At 63.0% G+C, this 21782-nt stretch carries 19 protein-coding genes; 7 read left to right on the top strand and 12 right to left on the bottom strand.

The features are described from left to right. Window positions 1-10: 10 nt before the first annotated feature. From NKI29_RS09830 to NKI29_RS09820, 3 genes are all read right to left on the bottom strand, one after another. On the bottom strand, window positions 11-1333 hold the full coding sequence (locus NKI29_RS09830) for an NAD(P)H-dependent oxidoreductase (RefSeq protein ID WP_352569398.1): 1323 nt from the start codon (window positions 1331-1333) through the stop codon (window positions 11-13). A 212-nt stretch (window positions 1334-1545) separates the two neighbouring features. Then, on the bottom strand, window positions 1546-2652 hold the full coding sequence (locus tag NKI29_RS09825) for a mandelate racemase/muconate lactonizing enzyme family protein (protein WP_352796080.1): 1107 nt from the start codon (window positions 2650-2652) through the stop codon (window positions 1546-1548). A gap of 50 nt (window positions 2653-2702) precedes the next feature. Further along, complete coding sequence (locus NKI29_RS09820) at window positions 2703-3428, bottom strand: GntR family transcriptional regulator (protein ID WP_352796078.1); 726 nt, start codon at window positions 3426-3428, stop codon at window positions 2703-2705. 251 nt (window positions 3429-3679) lie between these two features. Between NKI29_RS09820 and NKI29_RS09815 the strand changes: the two genes are divergently transcribed. Continuing rightward, window positions 3680-4300, top strand: a complete 621-nt coding sequence (locus tag NKI29_RS09815) for a TetR/AcrR family transcriptional regulator (protein ID WP_352796075.1) — start codon at window positions 3680-3682, stop codon at window positions 4298-4300. Continuing rightward, on the top strand, window positions 4287-4760 hold the full coding sequence (locus NKI29_RS09810; protein ID WP_352590118.1) for a cupin domain-containing protein: 474 nt from the start codon (window positions 4287-4289) through the stop codon (window positions 4758-4760). Before NKI29_RS09815 ends, NKI29_RS09810 begins: the two co-directional genes overlap by 14 nt. A gap of 319 nt (window positions 4761-5079) precedes the next feature. Here NKI29_RS09810 and NKI29_RS09805 read toward each other — a convergent pair whose 3' ends face one another. The 3 genes from NKI29_RS09805 to NKI29_RS09795 are packed head-to-tail and all read right to left on the bottom strand — an operon-like array spanning window position 5080 to window position 9696. Beyond that, the gene (locus tag NKI29_RS09805; protein WP_352540141.1) at window positions 5080-6234 is read right to left on the bottom strand and encodes an efflux RND transporter periplasmic adaptor subunit; all 1155 of its coding nucleotides are present in this window, start codon (window positions 6232-6234) and stop codon (window positions 5080-5082) included. 16 nt (window positions 6235-6250) lie between these two features. Beyond that, on the bottom strand, window positions 6251-9430 hold the full coding sequence (locus tag NKI29_RS09800) for an efflux RND transporter permease subunit (RefSeq protein ID WP_352452553.1): 3180 nt from the start codon (window positions 9428-9430) through the stop codon (window positions 6251-6253). Beyond that, window positions 9424-9696, bottom strand: coding sequence for a hypothetical protein (locus NKI29_RS09795; RefSeq protein ID WP_031211028.1), 273 nt, complete (start codon window positions 9694-9696; stop codon window positions 9424-9426). The genes NKI29_RS09800 and NKI29_RS09795 overlap by 7 nt, the downstream gene beginning before the upstream one ends. 253 nt (window positions 9697-9949) lie before the next feature. Here NKI29_RS09795 and NKI29_RS09790 point away from each other — a divergent pair, with 253 nt between their 5' ends. Next, window positions 9950-10531, top strand: a complete 582-nt coding sequence (locus NKI29_RS09790) for a TetR/AcrR family transcriptional regulator (RefSeq protein WP_031211029.1) — start codon at window positions 9950-9952, stop codon at window positions 10529-10531. Window positions 10532-11079: 548 nt separating this feature from the next. Here the strand turns inward: NKI29_RS09790 and NKI29_RS09785 are convergent. The 6 genes from NKI29_RS09785 to NKI29_RS09760 all read right to left on the bottom strand — a co-directional run bounded on the left by NKI29_RS09785 (window position 11080) and on the right by NKI29_RS09760 (window position 17265). Continuing rightward, window positions 11080-12102, bottom strand: a complete 1023-nt coding sequence (locus NKI29_RS09785; protein ID WP_023674039.1) for a LacI family DNA-binding transcriptional regulator — start codon at window positions 12100-12102, stop codon at window positions 11080-11082. A 59-nt stretch (window positions 12103-12161) separates the two neighbouring features. Continuing rightward, window positions 12162-12956 carry an ATP-binding cassette domain-containing protein gene (locus NKI29_RS09780; RefSeq protein WP_352569415.1) on the bottom strand — a complete coding sequence of 265 codons (795 nt, stop codon included), beginning with the start codon at window positions 12954-12956 and terminating at the stop codon, window positions 12162-12164. Between the two features lie 3 nt (window positions 12957-12959). Beyond that, on the bottom strand, window positions 12960-13946 hold the full coding sequence (locus NKI29_RS09775; protein WP_023674041.1) for an ABC transporter permease: 987 nt from the start codon (window positions 13944-13946) through the stop codon (window positions 12960-12962). Between the two features lie 107 nt (window positions 13947-14053). After that, window positions 14054-14986, bottom strand: a complete 933-nt coding sequence (locus NKI29_RS09770; RefSeq protein ID WP_352455167.1) for a substrate-binding domain-containing protein — start codon at window positions 14984-14986, stop codon at window positions 14054-14056. Window positions 14987-15236: 250 nt separating this feature from the next. Beyond that, the gene (locus NKI29_RS09765; protein WP_352569416.1) at window positions 15237-16031 is read right to left on the bottom strand and encodes an SDR family oxidoreductase; all 795 of its coding nucleotides are present in this window, start codon (window positions 16029-16031) and stop codon (window positions 15237-15239) included. 76 nt (window positions 16032-16107) lie between these two features. Beyond that, entirely contained in the window at window positions 16108-17265 is a 1158-nt protein-coding gene (locus NKI29_RS09760; protein WP_352621196.1) for a fumarylacetoacetate hydrolase family protein, read from the bottom strand. A gap of 225 nt (window positions 17266-17490) precedes the next feature. Here NKI29_RS09760 and NKI29_RS09755 point away from each other — a divergent pair, with 225 nt between their 5' ends. The 4 genes from NKI29_RS09755 to NKI29_RS09740 all read left to right on the top strand — a co-directional run bounded on the left by NKI29_RS09755 (window position 17491) and on the right by NKI29_RS09740 (window position 21676). Beyond that, window positions 17491-18774, top strand: a complete 1284-nt coding sequence (locus NKI29_RS09755; RefSeq protein ID WP_352796072.1) for an NAD(P)/FAD-dependent oxidoreductase — start codon at window positions 17491-17493, stop codon at window positions 18772-18774. A gap of 84 nt (window positions 18775-18858) precedes the next feature. Continuing rightward, entirely contained in the window at window positions 18859-19746 is an 888-nt protein-coding gene (locus tag NKI29_RS09750; RefSeq protein WP_352569420.1) for an ABC transporter permease, read from the top strand. After that, complete coding sequence (locus tag NKI29_RS09745; RefSeq protein WP_352569421.1) at window positions 19743-20621, top strand: ABC transporter permease; 879 nt, start codon at window positions 19743-19745, stop codon at window positions 20619-20621. Before NKI29_RS09750 ends, NKI29_RS09745 begins: the two co-directional genes overlap by 4 nt. Next, window positions 20606-21676 (top strand): ABC transporter substrate-binding protein, encoded by a 1071-nt coding sequence (locus NKI29_RS09740; RefSeq protein WP_352569423.1) that lies wholly within the window; start codon window positions 20606-20608, stop codon window positions 21674-21676. The genes NKI29_RS09745 and NKI29_RS09740 overlap by 16 nt, the downstream gene beginning before the upstream one ends. Window positions 21677-21782 lie beyond the last annotated feature (106 nt).

Below are 21782 nucleotides of genomic sequence, written 5' to 3'. Positions count from 1 at the left end.
TCCGGCGGGGTCAGGCTGCGTTTGTAACGAACCGTCCGTCCGACTGGTCGAGACGGCGGCGGATCTGGGTTATCACCATCGAATCGTCGGGTACACAATTTTCATAGGTCAGGAAGTCGCCGGTCTTGAGCGGCTTGACCACCTTGGCGCGTTCGGCAAGGCCGAGCGGCAGGGCGCCGCGGGCGCGCGCATCCCCCCAGGTCATGGCGAAGCCGCGATAGTCGTTCTCGCCGATCATGCCGAGAGATTGGCCCACACCAAGATCGCTCTTGGCAACCGCCACCGCCTCGGCGACCGGATGGTCGAGCGGCTCCATGTCCGCACGCTTGTAGACGACAGCACGCGCCGCCGACAGCGGCACTTCCAGGCTGGTCAGATGATAGGGCCGGAAGATCGTGAAATAGGGGCCCTTGCCGACCTTGAGGTCGATCATGCGCTCCAGCACACGCGGATGCCGGGTCTCGATGATGCAGAACACGCCGGGCGCCACACCCTTGCCGATCGAGTAATCGACAACGCCCTTGCGATGCAGCACGCCGCCATCCTCGCGCGGGCAAAGCACGCTGGCCAACTCCTCCAGCGTCGCGGTCGGGCCGTGCATGCCCGGCACATCGGGCACTAGGCCGGTCGCATTGGCGATCGCCACCATCTCGATCGCCGTCTTCGAGCCGTCGACGAATTCGACCAGCATGCGCGCATTCATGTTGCGCTCGGCCGCCTCCTTCTCGTAGTCGGCCGGCATGGCGTCGATCTTCAGCGGATTGTTCTTGCCCTTGCCGGCGGCGATGATGTTGAAGCCGAGGCTCTTGGCAAAGCCGATGATCTCCAGCGTGCAGGCCGGCTCGTCGCCGGCCGCACCGGTATATACGACGCCAGCCTTACGCGCTTCGTCCTTGAGGAAACGGCCGATGGTGATGTCGGCCTCGACATTGAGCATGACGATGTGCTTGCCGTTCTTCATCACTTCCAGCGCGAACAGCGTGCCGATATTGGGATTGCCCGTCGCGTCGATGATGACGTCGATCCGGCCGGCCGCCGCCAGCGCATGCAAATCTTCGGTCACCGCGATCTTGCCGGCCTCGATGGCGCGGTCGATCGCGGCCGCATTGCCGGCCTGGACGATGTCGGAACGGTCATGGCCAGCGAGCAGCGCCGCGTCGATCGCTGCCTGCGGCCTGACTTCGGAAATGGCGCCGATCCGCATGCCCGGCATCAGCGCGACCTGGACGACGATGTCGGTGCCCATCTGTCCGGCGCCGGCAAGCCCGATGGTGATCGGCCCCTGCTGTTCAGCGCGCTGCAGAAGTTCCGCTGCAAATTGCGGATGGGACATGTCGCTTCCTCCAGTTCCTGACGCGCCGCAGCGTCCAAATCACGTTTGAACATTTCTATTTGCAAATGAAAAATATTTCAACCGGCAATTGGGCATTGTCGCTCTGCAATCGGCCGAAGACGATTGGATGAGCGGTCAATCCACACGGCCGTGCCTCCGCAGTCAGAAGGACGCGGCATATTCAGGTTGATTGGGTGCAGCCTTATTGCAGCTCAGCTGCCGATTTCGAAGAAGGGCGCACCAAGCAGGCCGGGAACGACATCGATGCCGAGGCCCGGCCCATCCGGAATGCCCATACGGCTTCCCGAAACCGGCGGCATGTTGGATGCGGTGCGCACCGTCACCCATTCGTGAAAGGCGATGGCGTGCAGCCGGCGCTCCTCCGGCGTCGACAGCGACAGATGCGCCATGGCGGATGTGTCGATCTCGGCGCCGCCAGTGTCCTCGACCGTGATCATGAAGCCGAGGTCGACGGCAAGGTCGCGGATCTGGCGCGTCTTGGTGACGCCGCCGAGGCGCGAGATCTTCAGCGTCAGCCCGTCGGCCGCGCCCTTGCGGTGGATGTCGAGCATATCGTCCAGCGAGGCGACGGATTCGTCGAGCACCATCGGCTTGTCGAGCGAGCGGCGCACCGACAGGCATTCGTCGATCGTCGTGCAGGGCTGCTCGAACGTATAGTCGATGTTGCGCGTCGCATCGGCGAACTGGCGCGCCTGGTAAGGCGTCCAACCGGCATTGGCGTCGCAGAAGATGACGGTGCCCTTCGGCACCGCGGCGGCAACGGCTGTGACGCGCTCGATGTCGTCATGGACGTTGCCGCCGACCTTGACTTGCAGCCGATGAAATCCTTCCCCGACGATGTGCTTGGCGAGCGCGGCCATCGCGTCGACCGTGCCGTGGGTGACGACTTTGTAGAGTTCGGCCGTCTCGCTTTCGCGGCCGCCAAGCAACGTGACCAGCGGCACGTCGGCGGCGCGCGCCGCAAGATCCGAGCACGCCATGTCGAGCGCCGACTTGACGTAGGGATGGCCCTTGAACACGGTATTCATCAGCCTGTTGATACTGGCAAGCCCGCGTGGGTCATGGCCAATGAGATGCGGCGCGATCTCGACGACGCCGGCGCGAGTACCCGCAGCGAAGGCAGGCGAATAGAAATTGCCAAGCGGCGCCATCTCGCCCCAGCCGGTGAGGCCGCTGTCGGCGATGATGGCGACGATCACCGCGTCGAACGCATCGGCGACACGCCCCTTGGACATGCGGTAAGGCCCGTCCACGAAGGGCTGCACGACATGGTAGGCCTTGATGGTTTTGATCTGCACGTTTTCTGTCCGTTGTCTGTGTTCCGGGATGTCCGTCAAATTTGTCGGGCTCAGCCGGCTTTAGGTCGGCCGGCACGATCGGCGCCGGCGCCCTTTGAGTCGCGCTGTTCCAGCCCGCGCGCATAGGCGAGCAATGCCTCGAAATCGAAATCGATGTGCTCCTTGGCATGGCGCTGGGCAGCGGGCATGTCGGTGCCCTTGAGCAGCCGCACATAGGTCTCGTGAGCATCTTCGGCAGGCACCGGCTCGTTGCGCGCCCGCTGGTGCAGGGCGAAATACATCTGCAGCCGGCTGGTCAGCCGCTGCCAGACTTCCAGGAGCACCGAATTGTCGGCCCATTCATGGATCAGGCCATGCAGTTGCAGCGCCGTTTCGATCTGCCGCGTCGTGTCCAGTTCGCGCGTCGCCTGCTTCACCGCCGCATGGCGCCGGTCGAGTTCGTCGGAGAAGCGCTGGTCGCGAAGTGGCCAGGTCCGCGCGATGGCGAATTCGTCGAGCACCCTGTTGAGCGAATAGGCATCATCGATGTCCTTGGCGGTGACGTTGATGACGAAGGTTCCGGCGTAGGGGATGCTGGTCAGGATGCCTTCCTGCACCAATTCGCGCATCGCCTCGCGCAGCGGCGCGCGGCTCACCCGCATCTGCTCGGAAATCCTGAGTTCGTTGAGCTTCTGTCCCGGTTCCAGCCGGCCGGTCAGGATCGCCCGCCTCAGCAGCGCGACGATCTCGGCGCGTCTTGTCGTGTCGGCGATCGGACTGAAATCCAGCTTTGCCATTCGGCTGCTCCAGGGAACCGAAAGCAAGACAAGCAGATTGTCGACAATCTAACAAGAGCTGGATTCTCGATCCTGGAGACATTGGCGCCCTTCCGGCCTCAGCCAGCCTGACCATGCAAGCCGACCAGGTCCCGGCCGCTGAGCGTCAGCTGGCTTCTCACAGCGGGAGACAACCTGGTGCGTAGCCTTCGCAATGTCCATTGACGACTGGGAAGGTTTGTGTCACTAGCAGTGACATGAATTCACAAACGATGACTCAGAAATACGAGAGCCCGCTGCGGGCAGAGCAGGCGCAGGCCACGCGCGAGCGCATCCTCGCGTCCATTCGAACGATTCTGGAGCAAAATCCGTACAGCCTCCTTGGCTTCGATGAGGTTGCCGAGGTTTCGGGCGTAAACCGACGGACCATCTTCCGCCATTTCCCGACGAAGGAAGCGCTTTTGGAAGCCTTTTGGGCCAGCACCAATGCCTCTCTGGGAGTGCGGTTCTGGCCTGAGCGGGAGCAGGATCTGATCGATCTTCCTCCCGACCTTTTCGCCTCGTTGGACGCAATCGAAGGCGTAGTCAGAGCCTCGCATGCGAGCGCTACCGGGCGCGAGATGCGCCTGCAAGCCAATGGTGAGCGGCAACGTGCCTTTCGGAGCAGCCTTTCGCAAGTCGCAAACGGAATGGACCCGAAGGCGGCGCGCCAGCTTGAGGCCGTGATCCAGCTCCTGTTCAGCGCCACTGCCTGGCAGACGATGAAAGACTACTGGGGTCTTACCGGCCGTGAGGCCGGAGAGGCAGCCGCCTGGGCAATTCGCGCCTTGCTCAATGCGGCAAAATCGCAGCAAGGCGCTGTTCGAAAGGAAAAAGCAAGTGACTTGGCATAAGACCAAAGCGACGGTCCATCCGGCCGATTCGGTTCAAGGCTTCTGGGTGATGGGCGATCAGGTCGCTGTCCGGGCAAAGCTCGCTGGGACGGCACTCAACGTGATCGACGTCACGGTACCTCCTGGAAGCGGCACGCCGCCCCACACGCATCCTTCCGCGGAAATTTTCCGCATTCTCGAGGGCACCCTCACGATATGGACAATGATCGATGGGGTCGCGCAAGAATATGAGGTGGAACCCGGTGATGTCGTCACCATTCCGGGCAACGCGCCCCATGGCTATCGCAATGCTGGTCCCGTGCCGGTTATTTTCATGGCGATCGTCGACGACGAGATGATCGCATTCTTCGAAGAGGCTGCATCCAAGGACGCGCCCTCCGGCCCGCCGACCGCTGGCATGATTAACCGCGTGATCGAGCTTACCGGACGCCACGGGATCCGGATCCTGCAGGCGGCCTGACCGGCGAAACCGTTGCGCCAGGATTTGACCTGGAAGACGGTGCCTTATGCCGCCTAAATCCAGCAGTCCATCCATCCAGGTCGAAGCGGGCGTTCGCGCGAGTGATACGTGTAGCCGCGACAAGCCGTCGGCTGGATGGATGCCTCGTTTGCTGATCCACAAACTGCCTTCACAGTTGGAGAGCGCCTCTATGCTGCCATCGTCGCCAGAGCCGCCGTTCGCACTACGGCTTGAATCGGCCGTGTCGAAAACGTCAGCAAAAACGGCGCCCTTGGCGTGGGAGCCGAGGGCGCCGCGGGACCGGACCTGATGGGGGTTATCAGGTGGCCGGTTTCTCGGGCAGCGGCGAGATCGGCATTCCCGGGCCGATCTTCTGCAGATTCCCGGTAATCACCCGGTCGCCTTCGGCCACACCGCTCAAGATGGCGACCTGATCGCCATTGGTCGGTCCGAGCGAAACGATACGCTGGTCGACCGTGTTGTCCTTGCCGACGACATAGAGATATTTGCCGAGCTGGCCTGAGCCGAGTGCCGTCTGCGGTACCATCAGCGCATCGGGCTGCTCTTTGACGTGCAGCCGGACGCGGACATATTGGCCGGGCAGCAGCGTGAACTTGCCGTTGCCGACCGTCGCCCGTGCCGTGATCGTGCCGGTCGATCGATCGATCGTGTTGTCCATGAAGGTAAGATTGCCCTTCTGGCGCGGTTCCGTTTCACCGGGAAGCAGGACGTCGACACTGATCGGTCCCGCGGCGCGGGCTTCCTCGATCTGTGTCAGGTCCGTTTCGCTCGGATTGAAGGTGACGTAGATCGGATCGAGCTGCACCAGCGAATTGAGCACCGTGCCGGCAACGCTGACCAGCGTTCCAACGGAAGCCTGGCTGCGACCGATACGTCCCGCAAACGGGGCACGGATTTCGGTGTAGCTCAAATTGAGCTCGGCGGTCCGCAAGGCGGCCTGGTTCACGGCGAGCGAGGCCTGAGCCTCACGCAAGGTGCTGGTGCGCTGGTCGAACACGTCCTTGGCGAGATAGCCGCTCTTGGCGAGCTCGCTGCCGCGCCCGAGATTGGAGCGCGCATAGTCGAGTGTTGCCGTGTCGCGCTGGATAAGCGCCTTCGCCTGCTCGAGGGCAGCCTGGAAATCCTCCGGCGCGATCTTGTAGAGAAGGTCGCCCTTCGCAACGTCGCTGCCGTCGGTGGCGACCTGCTCCTGCAGATAGCCCGGCACGCGCGCCTGCAGCGTGATGCTGCGGATCGGCTCCACCCGGGCGGCGTAGTCGAGATAGATCGGGATCGTCTTCTTGACGACGCTCACCACCGGCACCGGCATGACAAAGGCTTCCGGCTTGGGGGTTGCCGCCCCGGCTGTGCCGGCGTTGAGGCTGAGGCTGCCCATGTCGAGCAGGTGAACGCTCGCCACCGAAATGGCCCCAAGGGCGACGGCCGTTCCCAGCGCGATTTTCCATTTACGCATGATCAATTCTCCAGTCCTATTCAGCCGCTTCGGCCAATGGCTCGAAGGCGGGTTCGGCAGTTGGTTGTTCGGTCGCTTCGGAAACCGGTTCGCTCTCGCTGCGGCGCTCGCGCAGCTGCTCGATCACCGCATAGAAGACCGGCACGAACACCAGCGACAGGATCGTCGCCGCGACCATGCCGCCAAAGACGGTGGTGCCGATCGACTGCCGGCTCGCCGCACCTGCACCTGTAGCGAACATCAGCGGCAGCACGCCGAGGATGAAGGCGAAGGCGGTCATCAGGATCGGTCGCAGCCGAAGCCGCGCCGCTTCCATCGCGGCGTCGACGATGCTGAGGCCTTCTTCGCGCCGGCGCCGGGCAAACTCGACGATCAGAATCGCGTTCTTGGCCGCCAGTCCGATCAGCATGACGAAGCCTATCTGCGAATAGACGTCGATCTGCATGCCGCGCAGCCACAGCACGACGAATGCACCGAACAGTGCGAGCGGCACCGCCAGCAGCACCATGAACGGCATCGCCCAGCTCTCATATTGCGCGGCGAGGATCAGGAAGACGAAGACGATCGCGAGACCAAAGACGACGGATGCGATCGATCCCGCCTTGAGCTCCTGATAGGTGATGCCGGTCCATTCGTAGCCGAAGTCTCTCGGCAATGCCGTGGCAGCGGCACGTTCCATCGCCGCCACCGCCTGGCCGGACGAAAAGCCGGGGGCGGCGCCGCCGTTGATCAGGGCCGACGCATTGTTGTTGTAATGTGGCACGGTCTCGGGGCCGACGACGGGCACAAGCTTGCCCAGCGTGCTCAGCGGCACCATGCCACCCGACGCATTGCGGACATAGAGCCGCGAAATGTCGGCCGGACCGGCGCGAGAGTCCTTGTCGGCCTGTATCGTCACCCGGAAGGTGCGGCCGAACAGGTTGAAATCATTCACATAGAGCGAGCCGAGATAGATCTGCAGCGTATTGAACACGTCCGGCAGGTTGAGCCCGAGCAGCTTCGCCTTGGCGCGATCGAGATCGTAGTTGAACTGCGGCGTCGAGGTCGAGAACGACGAGAACAATTGCTGCGGGTTGAGCTCCGGCTGCTTGCGCGCCTCGGCAATCACCGCTTGCGTCGCATCGTTGAGCGCCACGCTGCCGCGGCCGGTCAGGTCCTCGACCTGGAACTCGAAGCCACCAGTGGTGCCGATGCCCGGGATCGACGGCGGATCGAAGCTCAGCGCAAAAGCCTCCGGAATTTGCAGCAGCTTGTTGCGCACGTCGGCGACGAGCTTAGAGGCGCTCTGGTCGGGGCCGCGTTCGTCCCATGGCTTCAGGATCGCGAATTCGACCGCCGAGTTCGACTGCGCGGCGCTGGTCAGGAAGTTCAAGCCGCTGATCGAGCCGACGATGTCGACGCCGGGCGTGTTCTGCAGGATGTCGCGTGCCTTTTGCGCCACCGCGTCGGTGCGTTCCAGCGAGGCCCCGTCGGGGAGCTGGATGACGACGAAGAAATAGCCCTGGTCCTCGACCGGAAGGAAGGTCGACGGCAGGCGCTGCCAGACGAAATAGGTCGCGACAAGTCCGGCCGCGAACACGCCAAGCATGATCCAGCGCAGGCGGATGAGAATGCGCACACCATTCGCATAGGCATGCGCCAGCCGTTCGAAGCCCATGTTGAACCAGCGGAACAGCACGAACTGCGTTTCCGGCCGGTGGCGCAGGAAGGCGGCGCTGAGCGACGGGGTAAGCGTCAGCGAGACGAAGGCCGAGATGCCGAACGAGATCGCCACAGTCAGGGCGAACTGGTTGTAGAGCCGGCCGGACACGCCGGGAATGAAGGCAACCGGCACGAACACAGCCATCAGCACGGCGGTCGTGGCGATGATCGGGCCGGTAACCTCCGCCATCGCGGTACGCGTGGCAGCCAGCGGTTTGAGGCCGGCCTCAAGTTGGCGTTCGACATTCTCGACGACGACGATGGCGTCGTCGACGACGAGGCCGATCGCCAGCACCATGCCGAGCAGGCTGAGCATGTTCAGCGAGAAGCCAAGCATATGCATGACGGCCAGCGTCGCCACCAGCGACACCGGAATTGCGATCGTCGGGATGATCGTGGTGCGCCAGCTTTGCAGGAAGATGAACACCACGGCGACGACCAGGACCAGCGCTTCGCCGAGCGTGATCAGCACGTCGTGCATCGAGGCCGAAACGAAACGTGTCGTATCGTAATGCATGGCGTAGCTGACGCCCTTCGGGAAACGGGCCGACAGCTCCTGCATCTTGTCCTTGACGCGCTGCTGCAGATCGAGCGCGTTGGACCCCGGCATCTGGTAGACCGCGAGCACCACCGTCGGGTCCTTGCCGAAGAAGGCCGACGACGAATATTGCAGCGCGCCGAGCTCGATGCGCGCAACGTCGCGCAGCCTGACCAGCGAGCCGTTGGCGGTATTGGCCCGCACGACGATGTCGCCGAACTCCTTGGGATCGCTCAGCCTGCCGACGGCGTTGACCTGCATCTCGAAGGCGGTGCCGGCCGGAGCCGGTGATTGCCCGATCTTGCCGGCCGCCACCTGGACGTTCTGCTCGGCGACGGCGTTCTGCACGTCGACGGCAGTAATGCCGAGATTGGCGAGCTTGTCGGGGTCGAGCCAAATGCGCATCGAATAGCGCCGCTCACCGAAGATCTGCACGTCGCCGACGCCGGGCAGGCGCTTCAGCGGATCGACCACCTGCAAGTAGGCGAGGTTGCTCAGCGCGACCGGGTTGACGGAACCGTCCGGCGAGGTGAGGTCGACGATCAGGACGAAGTTCGGGTTCTGCTTCTTGATCGTCACGCCGCCCTGATTGACGATGGCCGGCAACGAGGAAGCCGCCTGCGAAACGCGGTTCTGGACGTCGACGGCCGCCGTGCTCAGATCGTAGCCGACGTCGAAGGTGATGGTGATCGTCGAGGAGCCGTCATTGGAGCTCGACGACGACATATAGGTCATCCCCTGGACGCCGTTGATCTGCTGTTCGAGCGGCGTCGTCACCGTGTCGGCGACGACCTGCGCGCTGGCGCCCGGGTAATGGGCGCTGACCACGACCTGGGGCGGCGTGATGTCGGGAAACTGCGAGACGGGCAGGAGGAAATAACAGATCCCTCCGGCGAGCACCATGATGATGGCGATCGCCGACGCAAAGATCGGACGATGAATGAAGAAGTTTACCATGATATGCACGCCTCGCCCGATGCTCTGGCCCGGCCAAACGCCCTGGCTACCCTGGAAAGCCGCCGGCTGCGTGTTGAGCCGGAATCTTCGAGAAAGCCGAAATCTTCAAGGCGGCGCGGCGCATTGCGGCGCTCGGCCTGTTCGTCCGCCAGCGCACGCAGCATCGCCTCGAAGGACCGCGGGTCGACGCGGTCGGCCTTCATCAGCATGCGGATCATCGGATCCCTCACGACTTCATCGATCGTCAGATCATTGCGCTGCGACATCGAAGCGGCTCCTGGTTTTTGCTGATCCGCGGCAAGCCGCGGATCGGGTGTTTTCTTGCTCGCCGGCCGGGGCCGTAAGGTGCGGTTCGTCCCCTTGCCGATCGGGGCGGGGTTGATGGCCGGCACTTGCGAGTTTGACATGATGCAATGCGGGTGTTACAGGTAAGTAACATCTCTAACGTTACAGACCGGTAACACCCTAGTCAAGAGGTGCGCCGAGGGAATTTCGGGAAACGCAATCACGGAGGTTTTGATGACAGACGGTGTTGTGGAGCGTGTTCGCCCCCGGGACAGGATCCTGGAGACGGCACGGGACATGTTTCACAAGCATGGCATTCGCGGCGTCGGCATCGACGCCATCACTGAGGCGGCCGGCACCAACAAGATGACGCTCTACCGGCATTTCGAGTCCAAGGACGACCTGATCATCGAATGTCTGCGGGCGACCGCTTGCAGCGCCAACGCGATGTGGGAAAAGTTCGAGGCCGAGAATCCGGGCGACAAGCTGGCGCAGCTGCATGCCTGGGTCCGGATGGCGGCCGATTGCCTGATGTCGGATCGTCGCGGTTGCGACATGGCCAACGCCGCCATCGAGCTGAGCGAGGCCGATCATCCGGCAAGGCAAGTGATCAAGGAACTCAAGGAAGCGCAGCGCGAGCGTCTGGTCTCGCTGTGTCGCGATGCGGGTATCGGACAGGCCGAGCTTCTCGCCGATACGCTGTCGCTTCTGCTCGAGGGCGCCCGCGTCAGCCTGCAAAGCGTCGGTGCCGAGGGCCCGAGCGCGCAGTTCGTCCGCATGGCGGAAGGCCTGATCACGTCTTTCAGGGCCAGATAGTCTCGCAAGCGGCGAAACGATACGTGGCGTTTCGATTGCGGGCCGCGCCGCCGGGTGATGTCTCGTCCCATCGCGATGTGCCATCTCGCGTCTCCTGTGCCGATCCTCCGCACCATGGCCGGCGCGGCATTGATTGCTGGTCGTGAGGCAGGATAGGGCCGCCGGCGAACCGGTGAGAGTGACAAGTGTGACAGGATTCTGCCCGACAAGCCGCGGCGGTCGCAGCGAAGCTCATCGATCCGCGGATCAGCAAACGTGTCCGGTGCTGTCCCGACCGCAAGCATTGGCCGCTATCCCGGAGCCGGAACAAAAAAAGCCCGCTGCCGGGAGGAGGTGGCAGCGGGCTCGATTTCGAATACGGCACGGGAGGAGGTGTACCGCACTCAGCGTCGGCATCGCATCTGGGAGGAGTAGATGGCCGACACCTGCGAAACTATCGATTGCCCAATGATTCGGCAACCACAAAAGTTGCATAGGTGATGTGCAGATTTGCGGTATCAACCGAATTTTAACGATCGAGGCCCGAGCGACCATCGCCTCGCGCGACATCACTGCACCGGGACATTTTCCTTGAAGATCAGGCGCGGCTCGATGAATTTCCGCGTCAGATAGGGCGCCGACGAGGCGATCGAGCCGAGCAGGCGAATGACCGACTGTTCGGCGATCAGCCGCGCATTCTGGTCGATGACGACGTCGAGCAGATCGTCGACGAGATAGCCGCGCGTCTCGCGCGTCAGATCATGGCAGATGAACACCGGCTTCGTCTGCGGCCTGACTTCGAGCAATGCTTTTGCCACGCCCGAGCGCCCGGCGCCGATACAATAGATGCCGAGCAGCTCCGGCTCGTTGTGCAGCGCCTTCATGGTCGCGGTATAACTGACCTCCGGCTCATCGTTGATCTCCACGGCGCTGGTGACGGTTAGGTTGGGGAACTCCTCGCCGAGCACGGAGCGAAAGCCCATCTCGCGTTCCTCGTGGCCGCGGTAGGAGCGTGAACCGACGACCATCGCCAGATGGCCCTGGCGGCCGCCGAGGAACCGTCCCATCAGCAGCGCCGCGGTGCGGCCGGCCACCCGGTTGTCGATACCGACATAGGCCGAGCGGGGCGCGCCGGGAACATCGGACACCAGTGTGACCAGGCGGATGCCGGCCTCGACGATCTCGCGCAAGATGTTGCGCGTTCTCGGATGATCGATGGCGATGACGCCGACGCCGTTCGCCTTGAGCGAGAGGTTTTCGACGGCCGCCTGCAAGGCGCTCGGCGAGATGCCGGCGAGCTTGTGGATGCGGCAGGAGGCGACCAGCGGCAGGCGCGCCGCATAATCCTCGATGTGTCTGGCCAGATCGGCCATGAAGGCATTGCTGCCGATCGGCAGGAAGAATTCGAGATGCGCCGGCCGCGAGGGCAACGCGACCTGGTCGACGACCGGCAGATAGCCGAGCTGCTTGGCCGCCTCCATCACGCGCTGCCGGTTGGCGGCACTGGCTCCCGCCCGGTTGTTGAGCACACGGTCGACCGTCGCGGTCGACAGGCCGCAGCTCCTGGCAATATCCGAAACGGTGGCTTTCATGTCGCAACCATGTGGCGATGCGATCCAGTGCCTCGACGATCAGGCCGACCCCCGGCTGCTCAGCTGGGCCGTTGCGTGCCCTCGACCAGCGCGTCATGGATCTCCTTGTCCGACATGCCGGTGATGACGCGTTCGACTTCGGCGACGCTGGTCTTCTTCGGGTCGATATCGTCGGCAACCACCTTGCCGCGGCGCATGACGACGATGCGGTCAACCACCTGGAAGACATGATGGATGTTGTGGGCGATGAAGATGCAGGAATGGCCGGAATCGCGGGCACTGCGCACGAAGCTCAGCACGCCTTGCGTTTCGGCGACGCCGAGATTGTTGGTCGGCTCGTCGAGGATGATGAGATCGCTGTCGAAATGCATGGCGCGCGCAATCGCCACCGCCTGCCGCTCGCCGCCGGAGAGCGAGCCGATCGGCGTCGTCGGCGGGATGTTCTTCGAGATGCCGACCTGCTTGAGCAGGTCACGGGCAACCACGTTCATTGCCTCCTGGTCCATGCGGTTGAGGAAACGCGGCGGCTTGATCGGCTCGCGTCCGAGGAACAGGTTGCGGGCGATCGACAGCTGCGTCACCAGCGCCGAGTCCTGGTAGATCGTCTCGATGCCATGGGCGATGGCGTCGCTGGTACTGCGCAAATTCACCTTCTTGCCGCGGATGAAGATGTCGCCGCTGGTCAGCGGGACCGCGCCCGAAAGCACCTTGATCAGCGTCGACTTGCCGGCGCCGTTGTCGCCGAGCAGTCCGACGATCTCTCTTTCGTTGACATGGAAATTGGCATCAACCAGCGCCTGCACGCGCCCATAGGACTTGCGGATATTTTCCATGCGGACAAGCGGTTCGGCCATGGTTCAAGTCCCTGCCTGATGCCGGCGTTCCAGCCATGAATGGAGCGCCATCATGCCGAGGATGATGGCGCCGATGAAAATATTATAGGCAAGGCCCGGCACACCGATCAGCACGATGCCGTTGCGCATCACGCGCAGGATCAGGATACCGAGCACCGTGCCGATGATTGTGCCGCGCCCGCCGGTCAGCGCCGTGCCGCCGATCACCACCATGGCGATGACTTCGAGCTCGTAGCCGGTGCCGCTGTTGGGGTTGGCCGCAGAGGTGCGCAGCGAGGAGATGACGCCGGCAAGCGAGGCCAGGATCGACGACAGGATGAACAGGCCGATCTTGACGCCGCTGACATTGACGCCGCGCGCCCTTGCAGCACTCGGGTTGCCGCCGGCCGCCTGGATCCAGTTGCCTGTCCGGCTCTGCGTCAGAACGTAGCCGAGCGCGATTGCGGCGGCGATGAACCAGAACAGCGACATGTAGATACGGAACGGCCCGATGAAGAAATCGCCGACCAGCGCTTCCGCCAGCCAGCTGCCCTCGGCGCTCCAGGTCCGCTGCGGAAACCCGTTGGTGACGAACAAAGCGGTGCCGCGCACCACCAGCAGCATGCCCAGCGTCACCAGGAAGGACGGGATCTTGAGCTGCGTCACGAACCAGCCATTGACCAGTCCAATGAACGCAGCGACCACCAGCGCAATGACGAAGGCGGCTTCCAGCGAGGCGACGCCGCTGTTGAACAACGTCCACATCAGGACCGGCGAGAAGCCGAACACCGAGCCGACCGAGAGATCGAATTCGCCTGATGTCATCAACAGCGTCATCGCCAGCGCGATCAGCCCGAGCTCGACCGTGAAGGCCAGCGTGTTCGAGATGTTTTGCGGCGACAGGAAGTCGTGGTTGATGCCCCAGAACACGGCGATCTCGACGACGAGCAGCACAAACGGCCCGAACTCGGGCCGCGCGATCGAGCGTTGGATAAGAGAACGATTTTCCACCTTGGACCCGCGATAGGATTGGATTTGGCCGCGACCGCAACCGGCTTCGGCGGAATGATGAGACAGTCACGGCCGCCGAAGCGGCCGTGACCAACTCGATCGCGGATCTATTTGCCGGACAGGATCTTGTCGTAGACTGCCGCGGTGTCCTTCTCGTAGAGCGCGCCGGTGATCACGTCGAACCCGGGTGGAATACCGCTCGCCGCCATGTTGGCGAGCGAGAGCGCGACGTAGCTGGTCGCCTGCGGATCCTGCCACTGCGCGGCATTGACGTAGCCGTTCAGCACTTCCTGGGTGGTGTCGAGCGAGTTGCCCCAGCCGACGACCGGGATTTCGCCCGGCTTGACGCCGACCTGGTCGAACACCCGCTTGATCGAACCGGTGACAAGGTCGCCGAGGCCGATAACCGCCTTGACCTTGGCCCTGTTGGCGGTGAGGTAATCGACCATGCGGTTGATCACTTCGGCCTGGTCGAGCGTCGCTTCGGTGATTTCATAGGTGATGCCGAGCGGCTCGAACACGCTCTTGATGCCTTCCTCTTCCTGGACGCCATAGGTGGCGCCGGGAATCTCGACCGGCATCCAGACGAAGTCGCCCTTCTTCACAAGGCCCTTGTCGACCAGATACTGCGCCCAATGTTTGCCGAAGGTGACGTTGTCGCCGCCGACATAGGCGTTGAAGTCCGCCTTCGGGTCGGGCGTGTTGAAGTTGATGATCGGGATGTTCGCCGCCCGCGCTTCCTTGGCGATCTCGACAAGGCTGCCCGGATCAGGGCTGGTCGTGGTGATGCCGTCGGCCTTGGCGGAAATCGCGGCGCGAACAGCCTCCTGCTGCGACGCCACGTCGCCATTGTGGAACGACGTGTTGACGGTGTTGCCGGTGTCCGCCGCCCATTGCTTGGCGCCGGCAAGGAAGTATGTCCAGACCGGATCGGCCGGGCCGCCATGCGAAATCCAGTAGAACGTCTTGGCCTGTGCCGCGGCCGGAATGGCCAGCGCCACCATCAAGCCAAGTACAAGCAGTCTTAGCCTCGTCAGCATTTGATTTCCTCCCATTTGAACCGAACTCCTCCTCCGACGACGATCGCGGCCAAAAACCGTGCGCGGCCAAAGCCGTGATCGCATTTGCCAGCGTCGACCTGGGCGCATTAGAGCATTCCCTTTTTCGATCGATGGCAAGCCTCGATTGCCAATGGACGTTGGCGCAAGGCACCACGCCATCAGCAATCCCATCAGATTGCATCAGTTTGGCTGATATTTTCCAGGCGGCCGACGATCGGCCTTGCGACCGTCATGCAATGCTGCGCGGCGGCGCGCCGAGCACGTATTGCTCTAGGTCGATAAGCGTCCCGGTCATCAGCCCGGAGGCGTCGCTGAGCAGGAACAGCGTTAGCTGGGCGACTTCGTCCATGGTCAGCAATCGACCAAGCGGCAGGCCGGCGGCGGCAATCTTTGCCCAGTTTTCGCCCTTGCCCAGCGTGCGCGCCTGCATCTCTTGTTCGGCCGGCGTCGCTACCCAGCCCATGTTGATGCCGTTGACGCGGATGCGATCGGAAAGATGCGCGTTGGCAATGTTTCTGGTCAGCGTCGAAAGCGCGCCCTTGGTTGCGGAATAGATGGCAAGGTCCGGCGCACCGCAATGCGCATTCACCGACAGTATGTTGACGATGGCGCCCGCCGCCCGCCGTGTCTTCATGTCGGCTACGGCCGCCTGCATGAGGAAGAACGGCGCGCGCGCATTGACGGAAAACAACCTGTCCCAGTCGTCGATTGTGCCAGTTTCCAGCGAGGCCCGGTCGGTGAGGGCCGCGGCGTTCACCAGACAATCGATGCGGCCGAGTCTTTTGATCGCTTCCGCCATGACAGCTGCAGGCGCGGCCGGATCTCCAAGGTCGGCCTGGATGAAGACGACGGGCCGGCTTGGTCGTGAAAGCTCTTCGGCGATGCGTCTGCCACGCTCGGCATTGCGGCCGACAATGGCGATCCCTTCGCCGCCGTCGGCTGAGGCCAGCCGGGCGATGGTCTCGCCAAGCCCTTGCGTTCCGCCGGTAACGACAAGGGTTTTGCCCTCAAGAGCGACGATCAATGGACTCTCCCGAATGCCGACGAGCAGGTATTCCAATCAGAGAATTCTAGAATCTATCGGATGTTAGGCTGCGGGACTAGATGAGGTCGGCCCTTGCGAGGTCACGCATCAGGTGGCTGGCGCCGTAGGTCCAGTGTGGGCAGTCGGGCGACAGCCGCACGCGGTTGACCAAGGCGCCGAATTTCTCCGACGAGATGGTGACGATGTCGCCGACCTTGTGGGTAAAGCCCTTGCCTGTTTCGCCCCGATCCTTCGACGGCACGAACATGGTGCCGAGATAAAGCGCCAGCCCGTCGGGGTATTGATGATGTGGCCCCATGGCGGCGGCGACCAACTCTTCCGGCGAGCGGCTGATCTCGGCCATCGAACTGGCGCCCTCCAGCGAGAACCCATCCTCGCCTTCGACTTTCAACCGTACGATCGCCTGCTTCACGTCGCCAATGGAAAATGTCTCATCGAACAGCCGGATAAAGGGGCCAAGTGCTGCCGAAGCGTTGTTGTCCTTGGCTTTGCCGAGCAGCAGCGCCGAGCGCCCCTCGACGTCGCGCAGATTGACGTCGTTGCCGATCGTCGCCCCGACAATCCTGCCGCTGCCGGCGGCAATCATGGCGATCTCCGGCTCCGGATTGTTCCATGTCGAAACCGGATGCAGGCCGACATCGGCGCCGAAGCCGACCGAGGCCATCGGCTGGCACTTGGTGAAGATCTCGGCATCGGGGCCGATGCCGACTTCCAGATATTGCGACCAGGCGCCGCGCGCAATCAGCTTGGCCTTGATCTCCATCGCTTCCGGCGAGCCGGGCTTGAGCTTCGACAGATCGTGGCCGATCAGCCCGGCGATGTCGGCGCGAATGGCGTCGGCCTTTTCCGCCGAACCGCGCGCCTGCTCCTCGATCACCCGTTCGAGCAGGCTGACGACAAAGGTGACGCCAGATGCCTTGATCGCCTGCAGGTCGACGGGGGACAGCAGATACGGTTTCCCCGGATCGCGCGCTGTCTCGAAACTGTTAGCGGCAATGGCATCGAGCGGGCCGATCGGCCGCCCCTTGGCCGAGCGGACGTGCCCCGCCGGATCCGGCAATTCGCAAACGTCGCGCACGGTCGGCGCCACATTTGACGTGATGTCGAAGACCGTGCCGTCACGCACCGTGACCACCAGCGGATGGGAAGCATCGCTCGCCCGGGCGCGGCCCACGAAGAGGCCTTCGGCGGGCAAATGTGTGGCGTTCGTCATGGCTTACATTTCCTGTTGTCTTGTCCTTCGGCCGCGGCACTTTCAACAAATTCCCGCCAAAGGTCTATCCCGCTTGCAGGGCGAGCTTTGTCAATTCTTTCAAGCGGTCTTCGCATCGCTGGACCTTGATCGAGCCTGACGTGCGCCAACGGCGACGGAAAACGCTCTTTCAAAATAATGAAACCGTCGCTAGGGTTTTCACCTACTGAAATCTCCAGGTGACGCTTGCCCGTACGGTTTTCCGATCCAATCTGGCAGAAGCCGCGGACAGCCACCGCGTTCCAGTCGCTTTTTCCCGCCGGCCAATGCGTCGATGTCGTTATCGTCGGCGGCGGTATCATGGGGCTGTCGACAGCCTTGCACGCTGCCCGGTTCGGCCTTGCTGTCCAGGTGCTGGAGGCCGGCGAAATTGGCAATGGCGCATCCGGCCTGAACGGCGGTCAGGTCATTCCCGGCCTGAAATACGATCCGGATTGGCTGCTGGAGCATTTTGGTCTCGAACGCGGCGAAGCGCTCGTCAACTTTGCCGCCTCGACCGCTGACACCGTCTTCGAATTGATCCGCGACGAAAGACTGGCGGTGCCGTTCGTCCGCAATGGCTGGATCCAGGCCGCGCATACCGAGACCGCGCTGAAAGCGGCGGCGAACCGGGATCGGCAGTGGCGCGCCCGCGGCGCCGATGTCCGGCTGCTGAGCGGGACGGAGATCGCGACGATGACCGGCGCGCAAGGCTATCTCGGCGGCTGGCTCGATCGCCGCGCCGGTGTCATCGATCCGCTCGCCTACACGTCGGAACTGGCGCGCGTCGCTGCAGCGGCGGGCGTAAAGATCGCCGAGCGCCAGAACGTGATGCAGATCAGCAAGAATGCTGGCTTTTGGCACGTTTCTACGGAAAGCGGCGCCGAACTCCAGGCCAAGGCGGTCGTTGTGGCGACCAACGCCTATACCGGCGACCTGCTCCCCGGCCTCGCCGAGACGATCGTGCCGCTGCATTCCTTTCAGATCGCGACAGCGCCGCTATCGTCCAATCTCGCGGCGGCGATCCTGCCGGAAGGGCAGGCGGTGTCGGATTCGCGCCGCATCCTCGTCTATTATCGCAAGAGTGCCGACGGCCGGCTGGTGCTCGGCGGGCGCGGCCGCATGGCTTTGCCGAACGGCCCGGCCGACTGGGCGCATCTGGAACGCGCGCTGCTGCGGCTTTATCCGGCGCTGTCAGACATTGCCATTGAAAAGCGCTGGTTCGGCCGGGTGGCAATGACGCCGGACCATCTCCCGCATATCCACGAGCCAGAGAAGGGCCTGCTGGCGGTCGTCGGTTGCCAGGGCCGCGGCATCGGCCTGATGACCGCGCTTGGCGAGCGCATCGCCTCCTATTTGTCGAGCGGCGACACCAGGCAATTGCCGTTCCCGGTCTCGCCGATCCGGCCGATCCCGTTTCATGCGTTTCGGCAGGTCGGCGTTGCCGCGACGATCGCCTGGTACCGGATGCTGGACGCCTTCGAACGCTGACGTTCATGCCCAAGCGTGAAACAGCTTGACAGCTTCACGAATATGAAAAAAGTTTAGTCGATTTCAAATTATGATGGGTAGTCGATGTCGACCATCGCCGCAACGCAGCCGCTGCCGGAAACCCGGTCTTCGCCGGGTTTTCGCTTCGCCATGCTGCTGCCCGGCGGGTTGGTCACCTTCTTGCTGATCCTTTTCGCCCTCGGCCTGGTGTTCTTTCTCGCCTTTCGCGGCAATGACGGCTCGCTGCTGGGGGCTGGTTTCACCCTTGCGAATTTCGTCACTGTGGCCACCGATCCGCTGTACTGGACGGTGACGCTGCGCTCGCTGGGCATCGCCGGGCTGGTGACGCTGGCAACCGTCGTCACCGCCTATCCCGTTGCCTACTATCTGGCTTTCCATGCCGGGCGGCGGCGTGGGCTGCTGCTGTTCCTGCTGACCCTGCCGTTCTGGACCAGCTATCTGCTGCGCGTCTTCGCCTGGAAGATCGTGCTTGCCTATAATGGCGTGCTGAACTCGGCGCTGATCGAAAGCGGCATCTGGTCGGAGCCGACATTGGCGTTCTTGAATACGCCGGCAGCGGTCGTCGTCACGCTTGCCCACGCCTATGCGCCGTTCGCCATCCTGCCCATCTATGTGGCGCTGGACACCATCCCGAAATCGCTGCTCGAGGCCGCTTCCGATCTCGGCGCAAAACCATTCACCAGTTTCCGCCGCATCGTGCTGCCCAATTCGATGCCGGGCGTGCTGGCGGCCGCTCTCGTCGTCTTCGTGCCGACCGTCGGCGATTATGTGACGCCGGCGCTGGTCGGCGGCCCTGCCAGTACAATGATCGGCACACTGATCCAGGCCGAGTTCGGCAAGGCCAATGACTGGCCGTTCGGCGCCGCACTCGCCGTCGCCGTCATGCTGGTCATTCTCGCCGTGGTGCTGGTGGTGCGCTTCGCCGACCGGCGATACGGCAGCCGCACATGAACACGGCGCGCCTGGACGCAAAGCAAGGCGGCGGCTGGCTCGGAGCCTACGTCCTTGCCTATCTGGTGTTTCTGTATCTGCCGATATTGCTGATCCCGCTGTTTTCATTCAACAATTCGATCCAGGCGGCATTTCCGCTGCAAGGCTTCACGCTGGAATGGTACGGCACGCTGGTCGGCAATTCGGCGCTGTCCGGTGCGCTTGCCACCAGCCTCGTCATCGGCGCCATTGCCGCCACCGGCGCAACACTCTGCGGCATCACCGTGTCCTATATGGACCTCTACGGCCGCTCGCCGCTGGCCGCCACGATCAGTGCCATTGCGCGGCTGCCCATCCTGATCCCCGGCGTCATCGTCGGCATCTCGCTGTTGATCCTGGTCAATCTCGCCGGTTTCGGGCCGTCACGCATTGCCATTGTGCTCGGCCATGTATTGGTGGCGCTGCCGACGACGGTGGTGGTCATGCGCAGCCGCTTCGCCGCCATCCCGAAGACCATCCGCGAGGCAGCGCTCGACCTCGGCGCCTCGGACTGGACGACCTTCAGACGGGTGATGCTGCCGCTCAGCCTGCCCGCCATTATTTCGGCGTTCATGCTGGCCTTCCTGACCTCGTTCGACGAGTTCATCGTCGCCTTCTTCCTTGCCGGCACCGAGCCGACGCTGCCGCTTTATATCTGGAGCCAGCTGCGCTTCCCGAAATCGCTGCCGACCGTCATGGCGCTCGGCACGGCGATCCTGGCCGTGTCGTTCGTCATCGCCGCACTCGCCGAAATCCTGCGCCATCGCGGGCTTGCCGCCGCTCAGCGGCCAGCGCCCGCCAGCCTGTCAAAACCAGAAGAAACCGAAAGAGGAGAACTGCAATGGCATTCGACTTGAAATCGATAACGACAAAGACAGCGAAAACCGGACTGGCCGCCTTCGCGCTGGCGCTTGCATCGACTGTCGCCTTTGCCGGCGACAAGCTGCAATATTTCACCTGGTCGGGTTACGAGCTGCCCGACTTCAACAAGAGCTTCCTCGCCGCGCACCCTGATGGCGTCGAAGCCTCGATGTTTGGCGACGACGATGACGCCTTCACCAAGGTCAAGGCCGGCTTCCGCCCCGATGTCGCGCACCCTTGCTATGACAAGGTGGCGCGCTGGAACAAGGAAGGCCTGCTGCAGCCGATCGACACCAAGCGCATCAAGAACTGGGATTCGATCTTCCCGGTCTTCAAGAACCTGCCCGACCTGCAGGCCGGCGACGGCAAGGTCTGGATGGTGCCGTGGGACTGGGGCAATACCTCGATCCTCTACCGCACCGATCTGGTGAAGAACCCGGAAGCCAGCTGGAATCTGCTCTGGGACAAGCAATATGCCGGGCGCATGGCGACCATCGATGCCGTCCACGACACACCGGTGGTGGCGGCCCTTCTGGCCGGCGTCAATCCATTCGACATGACACCGGAACAGATGGACAAGGTGGCGGAGAAACTGCGCGAGCAGCGCCCGCTGCTCTCGAACTACACCACCGACATGACCTCGGTCGAACAGGCACTGGCGAGCGGCCAGCTGGTCGCGGCCATGACCTGGAACGCCTCGGCCACCTCGCTGAAGAAGCAGGGCGTGCCTGTCGAGTTCATGAAGCCGAAAGAAGGCATGCTGACCTGGGCTTGCGGCTTCGTCATGCTCAAGGACGCCAAGAACGTCGACCTAGCCTATGACTTCATCAACAGCCGGCTGGAGACGGATTCCGGAAAGTATCTGATCCAGGCCTACGGCTATGGCAGCTCGACCAGCTCGGCTTTCGCCGCCGTGCCAAAGGAGGAGTTGGAGAAACTGCAGCTGCCGTCCGATCCCGAGGTGATGCTGAAGACCACGATCTTCACCGGGCCGATGAAACAGAATGACGAACTCGCCAAGATGTTCGAGAAGGTCAAGGCAGGCGGCTGAGTTCGCTCTTCCTTCTCCCCTTGTGGGAGAAGGTGGATTGGCGCGCAGCGCCAAGACGGTTGAGGGGTGTTGGAAGGAATGAGGCGTTGGTGTTTTCTGGAACACC

Origin of the sequence: Mesorhizobium sp. M0678 (assembly GCF_040320505.1) — a bacterium.
GTDB lineage: Bacteria > Pseudomonadota > Alphaproteobacteria > Rhizobiales > Rhizobiaceae > Mesorhizobium.
Note: the sequence above shows the minus strand (reverse complement) of the source record. Positions and strands in the feature narration are given on the sequence as shown.

Excerpts from the sequence above, each read along its gene's own strand:
- NKI29_RS09830 (WP_352569398.1), bottom strand. The coding sequence starts at position 1,333 with ATGTCCCATCCGCAATTTGCAGCGGAACTTCTGCAGCGCGCTGAACAG.
- NKI29_RS09820 (WP_352796078.1), bottom strand. The coding sequence starts at position 3,428 with ATGGCAAAGCTGGATTTCAGTCCGATCGCCGACACGACAAGACGCGCC.
- NKI29_RS09815 (WP_352796075.1), top strand. The coding sequence starts at position 3,680 with ATGACTCAGAAATACGAGAGCCCGCTGCGGGCAGAGCAGGCGCAGGCC.
- NKI29_RS09805 (WP_352540141.1), bottom strand. The coding sequence starts at position 6,234 with ATGCGTAAATGGAAAATCGCGCTGGGAACGGCCGTCGCCCTTGGGGCC.
- NKI29_RS09800 (WP_352452553.1), bottom strand. The coding sequence starts at position 9,430 with ATGGTAAACTTCTTCATTCATCGTCCGATCTTTGCGTCGGCGATCGCC.
- NKI29_RS09795 (WP_031211028.1), bottom strand. The coding sequence starts at position 9,696 with ATGTCGCAGCGCAATGATCTGACGATCGATGAAGTCGTGAGGGATCCG.
- NKI29_RS09790 (WP_031211029.1), top strand. The coding sequence starts at position 9,950 with ATGACAGACGGTGTTGTGGAGCGTGTTCGCCCCCGGGACAGGATCCTG.
- NKI29_RS09785 (WP_023674039.1), bottom strand. The coding sequence starts at position 12,102 with ATGAAAGCCACCGTTTCGGATATTGCCAGGAGCTGCGGCCTGTCGACC.
- NKI29_RS09780 (WP_352569415.1), bottom strand. The coding sequence starts at position 12,956 with ATGGCCGAACCGCTTGTCCGCATGGAAAATATCCGCAAGTCCTATGGG.
- NKI29_RS09770 (WP_352455167.1), bottom strand. The coding sequence starts at position 14,986 with ATGCTGACGAGGCTAAGACTGCTTGTACTTGGCTTGATGGTGGCGCTG.
- NKI29_RS09760 (WP_352621196.1), bottom strand. The coding sequence starts at position 17,265 with ATGACGAACGCCACACATTTGCCCGCCGAAGGCCTCTTCGTGGGCCGC.
- NKI29_RS09750 (WP_352569420.1), top strand. The coding sequence starts at position 18,859 with ATGTCGACCATCGCCGCAACGCAGCCGCTGCCGGAAACCCGGTCTTCG.
- NKI29_RS09745 (WP_352569421.1), top strand. The coding sequence starts at position 19,743 with ATGAACACGGCGCGCCTGGACGCAAAGCAAGGCGGCGGCTGGCTCGGA.
- NKI29_RS09740 (WP_352569423.1), top strand. The coding sequence starts at position 20,606 with ATGGCATTCGACTTGAAATCGATAACGACAAAGACAGCGAAAACCGGA.